This window comes from Limnohabitans sp. T6-5 (genome assembly GCF_003063315.1).
In the GTDB taxonomy this organism is placed as follows: Bacteria; Pseudomonadota; Gammaproteobacteria; order Burkholderiales; family Burkholderiaceae_C; genus Limnohabitans_A.
In genome coordinates this window covers 269,870-284,710 of record NZ_NERV01000004.1, presented here as the reverse complement: position 1 = coordinate 284,710, position 14,841 = coordinate 269,870, and the positions used below count along the sequence as shown (strand labels likewise).

Sequence of the window (14,841 nt, the reverse complement as noted above, 5' to 3'; positions counted from 1 at the left end):
CATGCTTGCATCGCCTGGCTCCCGCATTTTATGGATGCGGCAGTTGACACACAAAGGATATCCAAGTGGCACGTTACCTCGGCCCCAAGGCCAAACTCTCCCGCCGTGAAGGCACCGACCTGTTTTTGAAGAGCGCTCGTCGCTCGATCGCTGACAAGTCGAAATTCGATAGCAAGCCCGGTCAACATGGCCGCACTTCCGGTCAACGCACTTCCGACTATGGTCTGCAACTGCGTGAAAAGCAAAAAGTCAAACGCATGTACGGTGTGCTGGAAAAGCAATTCCGTCGCTACTTTGCAGAAGCGGACCGTCGCAAGGGCAACACAGGTTCCAACTTGTTGGGTCTGCTTGAGTGCCGTTTGGACAATGTGGTCTATCGCATGGGTTTTGGTTCTACACGTGCTGAAGCGCGTCAGTTGGTGTCGCACAAAGCCATCACTGTGAACGGTCAATCCGTGAACATTCCATCGTACCTGGTCAAGGCTGGTGATGTCATTTCGGTTCGTGAGAAGTCCAAAAAGCAAAACCGTGTGGTTGAAGCATTGCAATTGGCTCAGCAAGTTGGCCTGCCAGCTTGGGTCGAAGTGAATGCCGACAAGGCAGAAGGAACCTTCAAGAAGGTTCCTGATCGCGACGAATTCGGCGCAGACATCAACGAATCGTTGATCGTCGAACTGTATTCACGTTAATTCGTTGTTTCAATCGTTCCCGGCGCACAAGGCATTGTGGGCCGGGTGCTTCATCAGCCTTACCGGTGTAACGAACCGGGGGTATTGAGAGGAAGTCTGAATGCAAACCAATCTGTTGAAACCCAAAGCCATCCAAGTCGAGCAACTGGCGTCCAATCGTGCCAAAGTCACGTTGGAGCCATTCGAGCGTGGCTATGGTCATACGTTGGGCAATGCCCTGCGTCGTGTTTTGCTGTCCTCCATGGTCGGTTATTCGGCGACCGAAGTGACCATTGCCGGTGTGGTGCACGAGTATTCGTCCATCGACGGCGTTCAAGAAGATGTGGTCAACATCTTGTTGAACCTCAAAGGTGTGGTGTTCAAGTTGCACAACCGCGACGAAGTGACCCTGAGTCTTCGCAAAGACGGCGAAGGCGCTGTCACTGCCGCTGACATCCAGACACCTCACGACGTGGAAATCATCAACCCTGAGCATGTGATTGCCAATCTGTCGCACGGCGGCAAGTTGGACATGCAGATCAAGGTTGAAAAAGGACGTGGCTACGTGCCTGGAACAATGCGTCGTTTTGCTGACGAGCCGACCAAGGCTTTGGGGCGTATCGTTCTTGATGCATCGTTCTCACCCGTCAAGCGCGTGAGCTATACAGTCGAAAGCGCTCGTGTTGAGCAACGTACCGATCTGGACAAACTGGTCATCGAAATCGAAACCAATGGCGCGATCACTGCTGAAGATGCCGTGCGCGCTTCGGCCAAAATTTTGGTCGAACAACTGGCTGTGTTCGCACAGCTCGAAGGCAGCGAATTGTCTGCATTCGATGCGCCTGCCGCTCGCGGTGGTGCAGGCAGTTTCGACCCGATCTTGCTGCGCCCTGTGGACGAACTCGAACTCACCGTTCGTTCGGCCAACTGCCTCAAAGCAGAAAACATTTACTACATCGGTGACCTGATCCAGCGTACTGAGAATGAATTGCTCAAGACCCCAAATCTGGGTCGCAAGTCACTCAACGAAATCAAGGAAGTCTTGGCTTCCCGCGGTCTGACTTTGGGCATGAAGCTCGAAGCCTGGCCACCAGCTGGTTTGGAAAAGCGATAATACAAAGTTCCCGGAATAATTCCGGGGTGTGCACGGGCAGTACCTGATACGGCTGTCTGTTTAATAAAGAAAGGAAAGCACCATGCGTCACGGACACGGTCTGCGTAAACTCAACCGCACCAGCGAGCACCGCCTCGCGATGCTCCGCAACATGATGAACTCGCTCATCGAGCACGAAGTCATCAAAACCACATTGCCCAAGGCCAAAGAACTGCGCCGCGTGATCGAACCCATGATCACCTTGGCAAAGGAGGACAGCCTGTCCAACAAGCGTTTGGCGTTCAACCGCCTGCGCGACCGCGACAGCGTTGTTAAATTGTTTGCCGATCTGGGGCCTCGCTTTGCCAAGCGTCCTGGTGGTTACACACGCATCCTGAAAATGGGTTTCCGTGTGGGCGACAACGCACCAATGGCTTTGGTCGAATTGGTGGATCGCGCTGAAATTTCTGCTGAAGCTGCTGCAGAATAAGGTATAATTCAAATCTTATCGCGGGGTGGAGCAGTCTGGTAGCTCGTTGGGCTCATAACCCAAAGGTCGTTGGTTCAAATCCGGCCCCCGCAACCAAATCTCAGTGAAAGCTGAATTTCAAAAAAGCCCTCATCAGAGGGCTTTTTTGTTTTTATCAGTCAGATTTTTCATTTGGTAAGCGCTTGATCAAGCCTTCAAGTGCCGCGTATGCGGTGGCTTGTCTGATTTGTGCTCGATCGCCAGGAAAAAGTCTCCATTCAGCGTCGACCACGCCCTGGATGCACCAAGCGAGCCAGACTGTTCCAACGGGTTTTTCATGGGAGCCGCCTCCCGGACCTGCTATGCCAGTGACCGCGATACTGACTTGCGCCTTGGAACGATAGCATGCGCCCAAAGCCATGGCGCGAGCGACTGCATCGCTGACAGCACCATATTTCAAAATTAAGGCATCAGAAACACCCAGTAGTTCTGATTTGGCTTCATTCGCGTAAGTTACAAAACCACGCTCAAACCAAGCGCTAGATCCCGATAAATCGGTGCATTTTGCGGCGATCATTCCGCCGGTGCAACTTTCAGCCGTGGTCAGCTTCCAATCCAAATGCAGCAGGCGTAGAGCCACAACAGAGACCAAGTCTGTCACCATAGCCATCTCCACAATGCCATCACCAGCAAGGTGCAGGAGGCGGCCACCAAGTCATCGAACAGGATGCCCCAGCCGCCGCGCCATCCGAAACCTTTGAACAGTTGATCGGCCCAGGCTACAGGGCCAGGCTTGACGGCATCAAAATAACGGAAAAGAGCAAATGCACAGAGTTGTCCAAGAAAACCCGTGGGCATGACAAGCCACAAAATCAGCCACATGGCGATGACCTCATCCCAAACAATTGAGCCGGGATCAGTAACACCCATGTTCCTGGCGGTCAGGGTGCAGGCCCACCAGCCTGTTGAAAGTCCGAGCAAAATCAATACACCCTGGGCAGAGAGGGGGAGGTAGTTCTGAATGATCAGCCATGATGCCCATGCCCAAAGGCTGCCCACGGTGCCTGGTGCCTTAGGCGCGAGGCCTGCACCGAATCCTAAAGCCACAATGTGTGCTGGATGCGAAAACATGAAGCCCAATGAGGGGCGTGCAGAGGGGGGAGGGGCTGTTGTGTTGTTGCTCATCTTCAGGCGAAATGATCAAAAGAGCGATGCAGATTTTGAACAGGTTGACCGTTTTCATCGCGTAGCACAATGCCAGGTGTGGCGGTGATCTGTCCGATGCGGGTCACGCGTGTGGCAGTCTGAGCGGCTACTTTGGCGACAAGTGCTTGAGCAGAGGCGGGCGCCGAGAACACCAATTCGTAATCATCACCGCCCGAAAAAATGCAGATTGATGCCAGCTCGGGTGGGCATTTCCAGTATGCAGATGTTGCCATGAGATCAGAGGTTGCCCTGAGATCAATGTCGGCACCAAGCCGACTGGCTTTGAGAATGTGTCCCAGGTCACCCAGCAGGCCATCGCTGATATCAGCCATGGCTGAGGCAACGCCTCGCAATGATTGACCCAGCGCCACACGCGGTGAAGGCATCTCCATGCGAAGTCGCGCCGCATCGAACGTGGCTTGTGGCAGGCTGATATTGCCGCGAAAAGCTTCGAGCGCAAGACGGGCGTCTCCAAGATGTCCACTGACGTACACGTCATCACCTATGCGTGCGCCTGAGCGCAGCACAGCCTGTGAGGTGGGTACTTCGCCCATGATCGTGATGGAGATGGTGAGCGGACCTTGTGTTGTGTCTCCACCGACCAGTTCGCACCCGTGCGCATCGGCCAGTTGGAAGAGTCCTTGTGAAAAACCGTTTAGCCATGTTTCGTCACTGCGGGGCAGGGCTAACGAGAGTAGGAATACACGGGGGGTGGCGCCGCAGGCAGCCAGATCACTCAAGTTCACGGCTAGAGACTTGTGACCCAGGCGAAAGGGGTCCACCGTGGACAAAAAGTGCCGTCCTTCGACCAGCATGTCGGTCGAGATGGCCAGTTGATGGCCAAGTTGAGGTGACCAAATGGCACAGTCATCCCCTATGCCCACGTCAGCTTGTCGCGCAGGTCGCTTGAAAAACCGTTCAATCAGCTCAAATTCACCCATGGTCCGAGCTTAACCGCAAGCCAGCCCTGCGGCACACTTTCAATGTAAGGTGCGACCAGACTGGCCAGAGCTGGAGGCATGAAGCACAAATGTATCGATGGGCACATCGAAACGATGGCCGTCGGAGGCCACAAAGAAGTAGCTGCCGTGCATGGTGCCGCTGCCTGTACGCAGGCGACAGCCACTGGTGTACTGAAATGATTCGCCTGGAGCGAGTAACGGCTGTTGACCTACAACACCCAGACCTTTGACTATTTCAGTGTGACCTTGGTCGTCTTGGATGATCCAGTGGCGGGAAATTAACTGAGCGGGCACTGTGCCTGAGTTGGTCACCGTGATGGTGTAGGTGAAGGTAAACACGTTGTGCAGTGGATCACTCTGTTCTGCCAAGTATTCGGGCAGAACGTCAATTTGGATGGTGTGAGCAGACATGGGACGATGTTAACTGCGACAATAAATAGATGACGACGACTTACCGAATTGCCCCTTCCATCCTATCTGCTGACTTCGCCCGTCTTGGCGAAGAGGTCAAAAGCGTCATTGATGCTGGAGCCGACTGGATCCATTTTGATGTGATGGACAACCATTACGTGCCAAACCTGACCTTCGGCCCCATGATTTGCCAAGCCTTGAAGCCGCATGCCAAAACAGTGTCGGGCGTGGCCGTGCCGATTGATGTGCATCTGATGATTTCACCTGTGGATGCATTGGCTGCCTCGTTTGCTGACGCAGGTGCGGACCTGATCAGCTTCCACCCCGATGCCAGTGCCCATGTGCACCGCAGCATCCAGACCATCAAAAGCAAGAACGTAAAAGCTGGTTTGGTCTTCAACCCCGCAGAGCCACTGGATGTGCTGGAGTGGACGATTGACGAAATCGATCTGATCCTGATCATGAGCGTCAACCCCGGCTTTGGTGGCCAAGGTTTCATCGACTCGGCCCTGCGCAAAGTTGAGCTGGCCCGTCAGTGGATCGAACGCAGTGGCCGCGACATCCGTCTGGAAGTGGATGGCGGGATCAAGACCGACAACATCCGCCGTGTCGCCGATGCGGGGGCGGACACTTTTGTGGCTGGAAGCGCGATTTTTGGAAAACCCGACTACAAGGGTGTGATTGACCAAATGCGAAAGGCGCTGACTTGATGCTTTCAAGGATTCAAGCCGCCATCGTGGATCTGGATGGCACCATGGTTGACACTTTGGGTGATTTTGAAGTTGCCCTGAACTACACCATGGCCGATCTGGACTTGCCGCCGATCACTCGAGCTATGGTGGAACGCACTGTGGGCAAGGGCTCGGAGCACTTGATCCGTTCGGTGCTGGCCCATCAGCTGGCACAGGCCGAGAAGACGGTGGGCGCATGCGTGACGGTGGATGTACTTTACGAGCCCGCCTGGCAGCGTTACCAGCACCATTACCTGAGTTGCAACGGCCAGCACTCGGACGTTTACCCGGGCGTTATGGAGGGCCTGCAGGCTTTGAAAAGTGAAGGTATCAGGCTAGCTTGCCTGACCAATAAACCGTTGTCGTTTGCCCAGCCACTGCTGCAAGCGAAAGGTTTGGCAGGTTTTTTTGACCAAGTTTTCGGTGGCGACAGTTTCGAACGAAAGAAGCCGGACCCGTTGCCCATCCTCAAAACTTGTGAAGCGCTGGACACAACTGTGGCCAGCACTTTGATGGTCGGTGATTCCAGCAACGATGCGCAGGCAGCGCATGCTGCGGCTTGTCCTGTGGTTCTGGTGACATACGGCTATAACCACGGGCGTCCCGTTCAGGAAACTCCTGCAGTGGCCTGGCTGGACTCCTTGGCCCACTTGCCTGATTGGCTTAAAGCGTCCCGTGGTTGAGCCATGGAAAACGCCCGGTGGGCTTTGCTACACTCACTCCATCATGTTCATCATCTTCAGCCAATCCTGCGCAGCCCGTCTGCCGAGCCATTCCCACGTGGAAGGCCGAGGAGCCTGGCCCTGGCGTCAGCCAGCCTGACATCGCCTGAAAATCGTGCGGCGCTCGCTGCCACCCGCGCCCGACATTGGTTGGGTATCTGGATGAATGAAAAATGCACCTCGCACAGAGGTCGCCGAGCTCATTGGAGGCTCAAAGCCATGATCACCGAACTTGAATTTAAAAGCCTGGCCAGCCAAGGCTACAACCGCATTCCCCTCATGATGGAGGCTTTCGCGGACCTGGAAACCCCCTTGTCGCTTTACCTGAAGTTGGCGCATACCAAGGACAACGGAAAATTCAGTTTTTTACTCGAATCTGTCGTTGGGGGTGAACGCTTTGGCCGCTACAGCTTCATCGGCCTGCCGGCCCGCACCTTGGTGCGGGCCAGTGGATTTGGTGCGCAGTCCAAGACCGAAGTGGTGCGCGATGGTGCAGTGGTCGAGACGGCCATGGGTAATCCACTGGACTTCATCGATCAATACCAAAAACGTTTCAAGGTGGCATTGCGTCCCGGACTGCCGCGCTTTTGCGGGGGCTTGGCGGGTTATTTTGGATATGACGCCGTGCGCTACATCGAGAAAAAGCTCGAAAACTCCTGCCCGCCCGACACGCTGGGCACTCCTGACATCTTGCTGCTGCAGTGTGAAGAGCTGGCGGTCATCGACAACCTGTCGGGCAAGCTGTATCTGATTGTTTATGCCGATCCCGCGCAACCCGAAGCTTATGTGGGGGCTAAAAAGCGTTTGCGAGACCTGAAAGAGCAGCTCAAATATTCGGTCAGTGCCCCGGTGGTCAAGCCCAGCCCAACATACCCGGCCGAGCGTGACTTTGCCAAGGTCAATTACATCGCAGCCGTTGAAAAGGCCAAGGAGCTGATCGCTGCCGGTGACTTCATGCAGGTGCAGGTCGGTCAGCGCATCAAGAAACGTTACACCGAGAGCCCCCTGTCTTTGTACCGTGCGTTGCGCTCTCTCAATCCCAGCCCGTACATGTATTTCTACAACTTCGGGGATTTCCATGTGGTGGGGGCCAGCCCCGAAATTTTGGTGCGCCAGGAGCAAACGCTTGAGGGGGCAAAGGTCATCATCCGCCCCCTGGCGGGGACGCGCCCGCGCGGTGCCACACCCGAAAAAGACAAGGCCACCGAGCAAGAATTGCTGGCCGATCCGAAGGAGCGTGCCGAGCACGTGATGCTGATCGATTTGGCCCGCAACGACATCGGCCGCATCGCCAAGATTGGCTCGGTCAAGGTGACCGAAGCCTTTGTGGTGGAGCGTTACAGCCACGTGATGCACATCGTGAGCAATGTGGAGGGCGTGCTCAACGAAGGCATGACCAACATGGATGTGCTCAAAGCCACTTTCCCTGCGGGAACATTGACCGGGGCGCCCAAAGTGCATGCGATGGAGTTGATTGACCAATTAGAGCCCGTCAAGCGAGGTTTGTATGGCGGTGCATGTGGATACATCAGCTATGCGGGCGACATGGATGTAGCAATTGCGATCCGCACCGCTGTGATCAAGGATCAAACACTTTACGTCCAAGCCGCGGCGGGTGTTGTGGCCGATTCGGTGCCTGAGATGGAATGGCGCGAAACCGAGCACAAGGCCCGCGCATTGCTGCGCGCCAGCGAGTTAGTTGAAGAAGGTCTGGAGTGAACAGCATGACATCGAAAATCAAATTGCTCATGGTGGATAACTACGACTCGTTCACCTTCAACATCGTGCAGTATTTCGGGGAGCTTGGGGCTGAAGTCGAAGTATTTCGCAACGACGAAATCACGCTCGAAGGCATCGCAGCCCAGCAGCCCGATCGTCTGGTGATTTCTCCGGGGCCATGTTCGCCTGCGGAAGCCGGGATATCAGTGGCTGCGATCAAACACTTTGCTGGCAAGTTGCCGATTTTGGGTGTGTGTTTGGGGCACCAGAGCATCGGCGCCGCTTTTGGGGGGCAGATTGTTCGGGCAAAAGAGCTGATGCACGGCAAAACCAGTGTCATCAGCACCACGCAAGAAGGCGTGTTTGCAGGATTGCCTGAAAAATTCACCGTCAACCGCTACCACTCGCTGGCAATTGAACGCGCCAACTGTCCTGCATGCCTGAAAGTCACGGCTTGGACCGATGATGGCGAGATCATGGGCGTGCGCCACACCGAGCTGGACATAGAGGGCGTGCAATTCCACCCCGAATCCATCCTGACTGAGCATGGTCACGCCATGCTGAAAAACTTTCTGTTTCGACCATGATCACGGTCGAGCATCTGGGCCTTTTCATCGCAGCGGGCGTGGTGCTGAACTTGACGCCGGGACCCGATGTCCTTTACATCGTAAGCCAGGCACTGCGAGGTGGCGTGCGTCCGGGGCTTGTGGCCGCCTTGGGCATCACGGCAGGCTGCTTTGTGCATATGACGGCTGCGGCCATAGGGGTGGGCGCCATGCTGGCGGCATCTGTTGCAACTTTCAATGTGCTCAAATGGGCTGGAGCGGCCTATCTGGTATGGGTGGGCGTACGTTTGTTGTACAAGCGTGCGTCTGCAGAACGCACCCCTAGGCTGTTGGCAAATCGAGACCTGACAACGGTGATGTTGCGATCGGTTTTCTTCAGGGGATTTCTGACCAATGTCCTAAACCCCAAAGTGGCCCTGTTTTTCTTGGCCTTTGTTCCGCAATTCATTCCTGCTCATGCAGCAGCTCCCGCGTTGACATTTGTCGTGTTGGGTTGCCTGTTTAATATCAATGGCATGCTCATCTGCATGGCCTGGGCCTTGGCGGCATCCTGGCTGGCGCAGCACGCACGCGTGGTGCAACAAGGCATGCATTGCCTTGACCGCGTAGCGGGCGTGCTGTTTGTGGGTTTTGGTCTCAAGCTCGCCTGGGCCGATGCGCCCGTTCACTGAAGCAGTCTTGAACGCACATCTCTTTTTTGATTTTCTTCAAGGATTATTGACATGCCCATCACCCCCCAGGAGGCGTTACAGCGCACCATCGAGCATCGTGAAATTTTTCATGACGAGATGCTCAAAATCATGCGCATGATCATGAATGGCGAGTTGTCGCCGGTCATGACGGCGGCCTTGCTTACCGGTTTGCGTGTGAAAAAGGAAACCATTGGTGAAATCACTGCGGCCGCTCAGGTCATGCGCGAGTTTTCCACCAAGGTGCATGTGGCTGATCCCACTCATCTGGTGGACATCGTGGGCACCGGCGGTGACGGCGCGCATACGTTCAACATTTCGACGTGTGCGATGTTCGTGGCAGCCGCAGCAGGGGCCAAGACGGCCAAACACGGCGGACGCAGCGTCAGCAGCAAATCCGGCAGTGCGGACGTGATCGAAGCTTTAGGGGGCAACATCAACCTCAAGCCCGAGCAAATTGCCCGCTCCATTGAAGAGGTCGGCATTGGCTTCATGTTCGCTCCCAACCACCACCCGGCCATGAAAAACGTGGCCCCCGTGCGCAAGGAGCTGGGGGTACGCACCATGTTCAACATCCTGGGGCCTCTGACCAATCCGGCGGGTGCCCCCAACATCCTGATGGGCGTGTTCCACCCTGACCTGGTGGGTATTCAGGTGCGCGCCCTGCAACGTCTGGGCGCAGAGCACGCCGTGGTGGTTTATGGCCGCGACGGTATGGACGAAATCAGTCTGGGTGCGGCGACTTTGGTGGGTGAGCTCAAGAACGGTCAGATCACCGAATACGAAATTCACCCGGAAGACTTTGGACTGCCCATGGCGAGCAACCGTGCCCTCAAGGTGGATACACCAGAGCAGTCCATGGCTGTGTTGCGCGGCGTGTTGGACAATCAGCCCGGAGCGGCGCGTGACATCGTGATGATCAATGCGGGAGCCGCTTTGTATGCTGCCAACGTGGTCAGCAGCATGGCCGAGGGCCTGGAGCGCGCGCGCGTGGCCATCGAATCGGGCGCGGCCAAGGCCAAGCTGGCGCAGTTCGTGGCGTTTGGCCTGGCGGTGGCATGAGCATGTGGCACGACGAGGGTGCATGGATCGCCATGGGCGTTTCGGTGCTGTTTATAGCGGCGGGGGTGATCATGCACTTCGTTTTTATTCGTATTTTGAAAACCGGTGCCACTGAGCACGAGCAGGAAAACCATCATGAGTGACATCCTCAACAAGATCGTGGCCGTCAAACGCGAAGAAGTCGCCGCAGGGTTGGCCAAAAAGTCTTTGGCGGCCATGAGGGCAGACGCTGAAAGCAGGGTGCTGACACGTGATTTTGAGGGGGCAATGCGTACCAAAATCGCCGCAGGACATGCAGCAGTGATTGCCGAGATCAAGAAAGCCAGCCCGTCCAAAGGCGTGTTGCGTGCTGACTTCATTCCTGCAGACATCGCACAAAGTTACGCCGAGCATGGTGCGGCTTGTCTGTCTGTTTTGACTGACAAACAATTTTTTCAGGGGGGCATCGACTACCTCAAGCAAGCCCGGGCGAGTTGTGATCTGCCTGTGCTTCGCAAGGATTTCATGATCGATCCTTACCAGGTCTATGAAGCTCGGGCCATCGGGGCCGATGCGATCTTGTTGATCGCGGCATGCCTAAATGATGCTCAGATGGCCGATTTGGAAGCTGTGGCGCGTAGCCTCGACATGGCGGTGCTGGTCGAGGTGCATGATCGGGCCGAATTGGATCGTGCTTTGAAATTGCAAACCCGCTTGGTGGGGATCAATAACCGCAATTTGCGAACTTTCGAGGTTTCGCTGCAGACCACATTGGACATGTTGCCTGATGTGCCTGCCGACCGGCTGTTGGTCACGGAAAGTGGCATCTTGTCGGCCGAAGATGTAAAACGCATGCGAAATGCCCATGTCCATGCATTTCTTGTGGGTGAGGCATTCATGCGTGCGCCAGAGCCCGGTGAGGCCTTGGCCAAAATATTTGCGTGATGTCCAATGTAGCGGCTCAGCAAACTCTGAGCTTTGAGCCCGCCCCGCTGAATGATGCACATCTGACTCAATGGCCACCTCTTCTGGCGGGGCTGGATGAGCATTGGGCAAAAATGGTCAGGGGGTTTTTTGCGTCTTCAGCTGGGGGAGAGCTGAATGCCAAGTTAGAGAATATCTTGGCTGCTGGCCATGTGGTGTATCCACCAGATCCGCTCTTGGCGTTGAGGCTCACGCCACTTCAAGATGTGCGCGTGGTGATATTGGGGCAAGACCCATATCATGGGCCTGGCCAAGCCCAGGGGCTGGCGTTTTCGGTCGCCCCCGGTGTGCGTGTACCACCCAGTTTGCGAAACATCTTCAAGGAATTGGCCCGAAGTTTGGCCGTGCCTATACCAGCTCAGGGTTCACTTGAGCATTGGGCAAAACAAGGCGTGTTGTTGCTCAATGCATGCCTCACGGTAGAGGCTGGCCAACCAGGCAGCCATGCACGTTTGGGCTGGGAAACTTTGACCGATGCCATGGTTAAGGCAGTTGCTCAAAGAAAACGACCTGCGGTGTTCATGTTGTGGGGCGCTCATGCGCAAGCAAAAAAAATGCTCATTGATGCCGCAGATCCTGAGCAAATACATCTTGTGCTGCAAGCCAATCATCCATCTCCTTTATCTGCCATGCGACCTCCCGTGCCATTTATAGGCTGCGGTCACTTTGTCCAAGCAGACCAGTTTCTAAAAAAAAATGGTGGAAAACCGATCGAATGGTAAAAAATGCGAACGTCACTTGCTGATGGGCGCAAAAAGATGGCATAATCCAAGACTTGCTTCTGGAGGGGTGCCCGAGTGGCTAAAGGGGGCAGACTGTAAATCTGTTGGCTTACGCCTACACTGGTTCGAATCCAGTCTCCTCCACCAGCAACCTGACTTTTGTCAGTTGAATTTGAGCAATTGGAAATGGTTTCCGAGCATTGGCGCTGCATTCGCTCGTGCAGTGCAATCAATGCGGGAGTAGTTCAATGGTAGAACCTTAGCCTTCCAAGCTAATGACACGGGTTCGATTCCCGTTTCCCGCTCCATTCATCTGGCTGGGTCGTTGTAAGAGTTTTCGCCCTTGTGGCTCAGTGGTAGAGCACTCCCTTGGTAAGGGAGAGGTCGCGGGTCCGATTCCCGCCAAGGGCACCAGTTTGGGGCGCGCAATGAAAATTGTGCGCCCTCTGTCTTGGTTGTTGACCGCTACTTTTCGGAGTTGAAAAAATGGCAAAAGAGAAATTCGAACGGACCAAGCCGCACGTCAACGTCGGCACCATCGGTCACGTTGACCACGGTAAAACCACGCTGACAGCCGCCATAACCACCGTGTTGGCTGCCAAGTTTGGCGGTGCAGCCAAAGCGTATGACCAGATCGACGCGGCGCCCGAAGAAAAAGCCCGTGGTATCACGATCAACACCGCCCACGTCGAGTACGAGACAGAAAACCGTCACTACGCGCACGTGGACTGCCCAGGCCACGCTGACTATGTGAAAAACATGATCACCGGCGCTGCTCAGATGGACGGCGCTATTTTGGTTTGCTCCGCTGCTGACGGCCCAATGCCTCAGACCCGCGAGCACATCCTGTTGGCTCGTCAAGTGGGCGTGCCTTACATCATCGTGTTCCTGAACAAGTGCGACATGGTCGACGACGCTGAGTTGTTGGAACTGGTCGAGATGGAAGTTCGCGAGTTGTTGTCCAAGTACGACTTCCCAGGCGACGACACACCGATCATCCAGGGTTCTGCCAAGCTGGCCCTCGAAGGCGACAAAGGCCCTTTGGGCGAAGAAGCCATCATGAAGCTGGCTGACGCTTTGGACACTTACATCCCTACACCTGAGCGTGCAGTGGACGGTGCTTTCCTGATGCCTGTGGAAGACGTGTTCTCCATCTCCGGCCGTGGCACTGTGGTGACTGGCCGTATCGAGCGCGGTATCGTCAAAGTCGGCGAAGAAATCGAAATCGTGGGCATCAAAGACACGGTCAAGACCACTTGCACAGGCGTTGAGATGTTCCGCAAGCTGCTGGACCAAGGTCAAGCGGGTGACAACGTCGGTATCTTGCTGCGCGGCACCAAACGCGAAGACGTCGAGCGCGGCCAAGTGCTGTGCAAGCCAGGCTCGATCAAGCCACACACGCACTTCACTGGCGAGATCTATGTCTTGTCCAAAGACGAAGGTGGCCGTCACACGCCTTTCTTCAACAACTACCGTCCTCAGTTCTACTTCCGTACGACTGACGTGACCGGCGCGATCGAATTGCCAGAAGGCAAAGAGATGGTGATGCCTGGTGACAACGTGTCGATCACTGTGAAGCTGATCAACCCCATCGCGATGGAAGAAGGTTTGCGCTTCGCTATCCGCGAAGGCGGCCGTACCGTTGGCGCTGGCGTTGTTGCCAAGATCATCGCTTAAGAGGTTTTTTGTAGGGGTATAGCTCAATTGGCAGAGCGTCGGTCTCCAAAACCGAAGGTTGTAGGTTCGATTCCTACTGCCCCTGCCACCTGAAAAGGTGGATTTTCAAGCCCGCTAGTCTCTAGCGGGCTTCCTTGTCTGATACGTCGCCATCATTGATGGGGCGCAACAAAGGTTTTCAAGCCGTATGGCAACGTCCGAAGTTCAAACTGTTAGCGCTGCAAGCGATAAGTTGCGTCTTGCACTCGCAGGCTCGCTGGTCATTGCTGCTTTGGTGGCATATTACTTTTTGGCCACTCAGGGTGCTTGGGCTCAGTGGGCAGGCTTGCTGGTGGGCTTGGTGGCGGCCTTGGCGGCATTCTTTTCTTCGGAAACAGGGCGTCAGTTGATTGCTTTTGGTCGCGATGCTGTTCGGGAAGTCAAAAAAGTAGTCTGGCCTGAGCGCAAAGAGGCCATGCAGATCACGGCTTATGTCTTCGGCTTTGTGGTGGTGATGGCGCTGTTTCTGTGGCTCACCGACAAAACTCTCGAATGGGTTTTTTACGATCTGATTCTTGGGTGGAAAAAATAATGAACGATGTTGTAGTCAACGCGCCCATGGCTGGCACATCCACGAACCCTGATTTGAAGTGGTACGTGGTTCATGCCTATTCAGGCATGGAAAAAGCAGTCGAGCGCAATATCGTAGAGCGCATCACGCGTTCGGGTATGGAGTCCAAGTTTGGTCGCATCCTTGTGCCCACAGAAGAGGTGGTCGAGGTCAAGAACGGCCAAAAGCGCACCACGGAGCGCAAATTTTTCCCCGGCTACGTGCTGGTAGAAATGGTGATGGATGACGAGACTTGGCACTTGGTCAAGCACACCAACAAGGTGACGGGTTTTGTGGGCGGCGCTAAAAACCGTCCTGCGCCCATTTCTGAAGCGGATGTGGCCAAAATCGTCAGCCAGATGCAAGAGGGTACCGACAAGCCCCGGCACAAGGTTGAGTTTGAAGTGGGTGAATACATCCGCGTCAAAGAAGGCCCATTCACCGACTTCAACGGCACCGTCGAAGAAGTCAATTACGAACGCAACAAACTGCGTGTGTCGGTCACCATTTTTGGTCGCGCGACACCGGTTGAGCTGGAATTCAGTCAAGTCGAAAAGACCTGAGCACCATCTTGATGCGAACAGCCTGGCAC

At 55.2% G+C, this 14,841-nt stretch carries 19 protein-coding genes and 5 tRNA genes; 20 read left to right on the top strand and 4 right to left on the bottom strand.

What is annotated here, in order from left to right:
* Nucleotides 1-65: 65 nt before the first annotated feature.
* The 4 genes from rpsD (at nt 66) to B9Z51_RS16700 (ending at nt 2,347) form a co-directional block, all read left to right on the top strand.
* Nucleotides 66-689: a 30S ribosomal protein S4 gene (rpsD, locus tag B9Z51_RS16715; RefSeq protein WP_108376293.1), complete on the top strand. Its 624-nt coding sequence runs from the start codon at nt 66-68 to the stop codon at nt 687-689.
* 100 nt (nt 690-789) lie between these two features.
* Complete coding sequence (gene rpoA / locus B9Z51_RS16710) at nt 790-1,782, top strand: DNA-directed RNA polymerase subunit alpha (protein WP_108376292.1); 993 nt, start codon at nt 790-792, stop codon at nt 1,780-1,782.
* A gap of 82 nt (nt 1,783-1,864) precedes the next feature.
* Nucleotides 1,865-2,251 carry a 50S ribosomal protein L17 gene (gene rplQ / locus B9Z51_RS16705; RefSeq protein WP_108376291.1) on the top strand — a complete coding sequence of 129 codons (387 nt, stop codon included), beginning with the start codon at nt 1,865-1,867 and terminating at the stop codon, nt 2,249-2,251.
* Between the two features lie 19 nt (nt 2,252-2,270).
* Nucleotides 2,271-2,347 (top strand) — tRNA-Met (locus B9Z51_RS16700).
* Between the two features lie 58 nt (nt 2,348-2,405).
* On the opposite strand, the gene B9Z51_RS16695 is transcribed toward B9Z51_RS16700, so the two are convergent.
* Genes B9Z51_RS16695 through apaG form a run of 4 tightly spaced genes read right to left on the bottom strand, consistent with a single transcriptional unit; the run spans nt 2,406 to nt 4,809 of the window.
* The gene (locus B9Z51_RS16695) at nt 2,406-2,900 is read right to left on the bottom strand and encodes a CinA family protein (protein WP_108376290.1); all 495 of its coding nucleotides are present in this window, start codon (nt 2,898-2,900) and stop codon (nt 2,406-2,408) included.
* Nucleotides 2,888-3,415, bottom strand: a complete 528-nt coding sequence (locus B9Z51_RS16690) for a phosphatidylglycerophosphatase A (protein WP_108376289.1) — start codon at nt 3,413-3,415, stop codon at nt 2,888-2,890. The genes B9Z51_RS16695 and B9Z51_RS16690 overlap by 13 nt, the downstream gene beginning before the upstream one ends.
* 2 nt (nt 3,416-3,417) lie before the next feature.
* Nucleotides 3,418-4,377, bottom strand: a complete 960-nt coding sequence (thiL, locus tag B9Z51_RS16685) for a thiamine-phosphate kinase (protein WP_108376288.1) — start codon at nt 4,375-4,377, stop codon at nt 3,418-3,420.
* A 39-nt stretch (nt 4,378-4,416) separates the two neighbouring features.
* A complete protein-coding gene (gene apaG, locus B9Z51_RS16680; protein ID WP_108376287.1) occupies nt 4,417-4,809 on the bottom strand; it encodes a Co2+/Mg2+ efflux protein ApaG in 393 nt (130 codons plus the stop codon).
* Between the two features lie 29 nt (nt 4,810-4,838).
* Here apaG and rpe point away from each other — a divergent pair, with 29 nt between their 5' ends.
* The 16 genes from rpe (at nt 4,839) to nusG (ending at nt 14,812) form a co-directional block, all read left to right on the top strand.
* A complete protein-coding gene (gene rpe, locus B9Z51_RS16675) occupies nt 4,839-5,519 on the top strand; it encodes a ribulose-phosphate 3-epimerase (RefSeq protein WP_108376286.1) in 681 nt (226 codons plus the stop codon).
* Complete coding sequence (gene gph, locus B9Z51_RS16670; protein WP_108376285.1) at nt 5,519-6,223, top strand: phosphoglycolate phosphatase; 705 nt, start codon at nt 5,519-5,521, stop codon at nt 6,221-6,223. The genes rpe and gph overlap by 1 nt, the downstream gene beginning before the upstream one ends.
* Nucleotides 6,224-6,481: 258 nt before the next feature.
* Nucleotides 6,482-7,981 carry an anthranilate synthase component I gene (trpE, locus tag B9Z51_RS16665; protein WP_108376284.1) on the top strand — a complete coding sequence of 500 codons (1,500 nt, stop codon included), beginning with the start codon at nt 6,482-6,484 and terminating at the stop codon, nt 7,979-7,981.
* Between the two features lie 5 nt (nt 7,982-7,986).
* On the top strand, nt 7,987-8,568 hold the full coding sequence (locus tag B9Z51_RS16660) for an aminodeoxychorismate/anthranilate synthase component II (protein WP_108376363.1): 582 nt from the start codon (nt 7,987-7,989) through the stop codon (nt 8,566-8,568).
* Nucleotides 8,565-9,218 (top strand): LysE family translocator, encoded by a 654-nt coding sequence (locus B9Z51_RS16655; RefSeq protein ID WP_108376283.1) that lies wholly within the window; start codon nt 8,565-8,567, stop codon nt 9,216-9,218. The genes B9Z51_RS16660 and B9Z51_RS16655 overlap by 4 nt, the downstream gene beginning before the upstream one ends.
* 51 nt (nt 9,219-9,269) lie before the next feature.
* Nucleotides 9,270-10,298 (top strand): anthranilate phosphoribosyltransferase, encoded by a 1,029-nt coding sequence (trpD, locus tag B9Z51_RS16650; protein WP_108376282.1) that lies wholly within the window; start codon nt 9,270-9,272, stop codon nt 10,296-10,298.
* Complete coding sequence (locus tag B9Z51_RS18485; RefSeq protein WP_158272917.1) at nt 10,295-10,441, top strand: hypothetical protein; 147 nt, start codon at nt 10,295-10,297, stop codon at nt 10,439-10,441. The genes trpD and B9Z51_RS18485 overlap by 4 nt, the downstream gene beginning before the upstream one ends.
* Nucleotides 10,434-11,222, top strand: coding sequence for an indole-3-glycerol phosphate synthase TrpC (gene trpC / locus B9Z51_RS16645; RefSeq protein ID WP_108376281.1), 789 nt, complete (start codon nt 10,434-10,436; stop codon nt 11,220-11,222). Before B9Z51_RS18485 ends, trpC begins: the two co-directional genes overlap by 8 nt.
* Complete coding sequence (locus B9Z51_RS16640; RefSeq protein WP_108376280.1) at nt 11,222-11,983, top strand: uracil-DNA glycosylase; 762 nt, start codon at nt 11,222-11,224, stop codon at nt 11,981-11,983. Before trpC ends, B9Z51_RS16640 begins: the two co-directional genes overlap by 1 nt.
* A 61-nt stretch (nt 11,984-12,044) precedes the next feature.
* A tRNA-Tyr gene (locus B9Z51_RS16635) sits at nt 12,045-12,130 on the top strand.
* A gap of 87 nt (nt 12,131-12,217) precedes the next feature.
* Nucleotides 12,218-12,291, top strand: a tRNA-Gly gene (locus tag B9Z51_RS16630).
* A gap of 31 nt (nt 12,292-12,322) precedes the next feature.
* A tRNA-Thr gene (locus B9Z51_RS16625) sits at nt 12,323-12,397 on the top strand.
* Nucleotides 12,398-12,469: 72 nt separating this feature from the next.
* Nucleotides 12,470-13,660, top strand: a complete 1,191-nt coding sequence (gene tuf, locus B9Z51_RS16620) for an elongation factor Tu (RefSeq protein ID WP_108376279.1) — start codon at nt 12,470-12,472, stop codon at nt 13,658-13,660.
* A 12-nt stretch (nt 13,661-13,672) separates the two neighbouring features.
* A tRNA-Trp gene (locus tag B9Z51_RS16615) sits at nt 13,673-13,748 on the top strand.
* A 99-nt stretch (nt 13,749-13,847) separates the two neighbouring features.
* Nucleotides 13,848-14,231, top strand: a complete 384-nt coding sequence (gene secE / locus B9Z51_RS16610) for a preprotein translocase subunit SecE (protein ID WP_108376278.1) — start codon at nt 13,848-13,850, stop codon at nt 14,229-14,231.
* Entirely contained in the window at nt 14,231-14,812 is a 582-nt protein-coding gene (gene nusG, locus B9Z51_RS16605) for a transcription termination/antitermination protein NusG (RefSeq protein WP_108376277.1), read from the top strand. The genes secE and nusG overlap by 1 nt, the downstream gene beginning before the upstream one ends.
* Nucleotides 14,813-14,841: the final 29 nt, after the last annotated feature.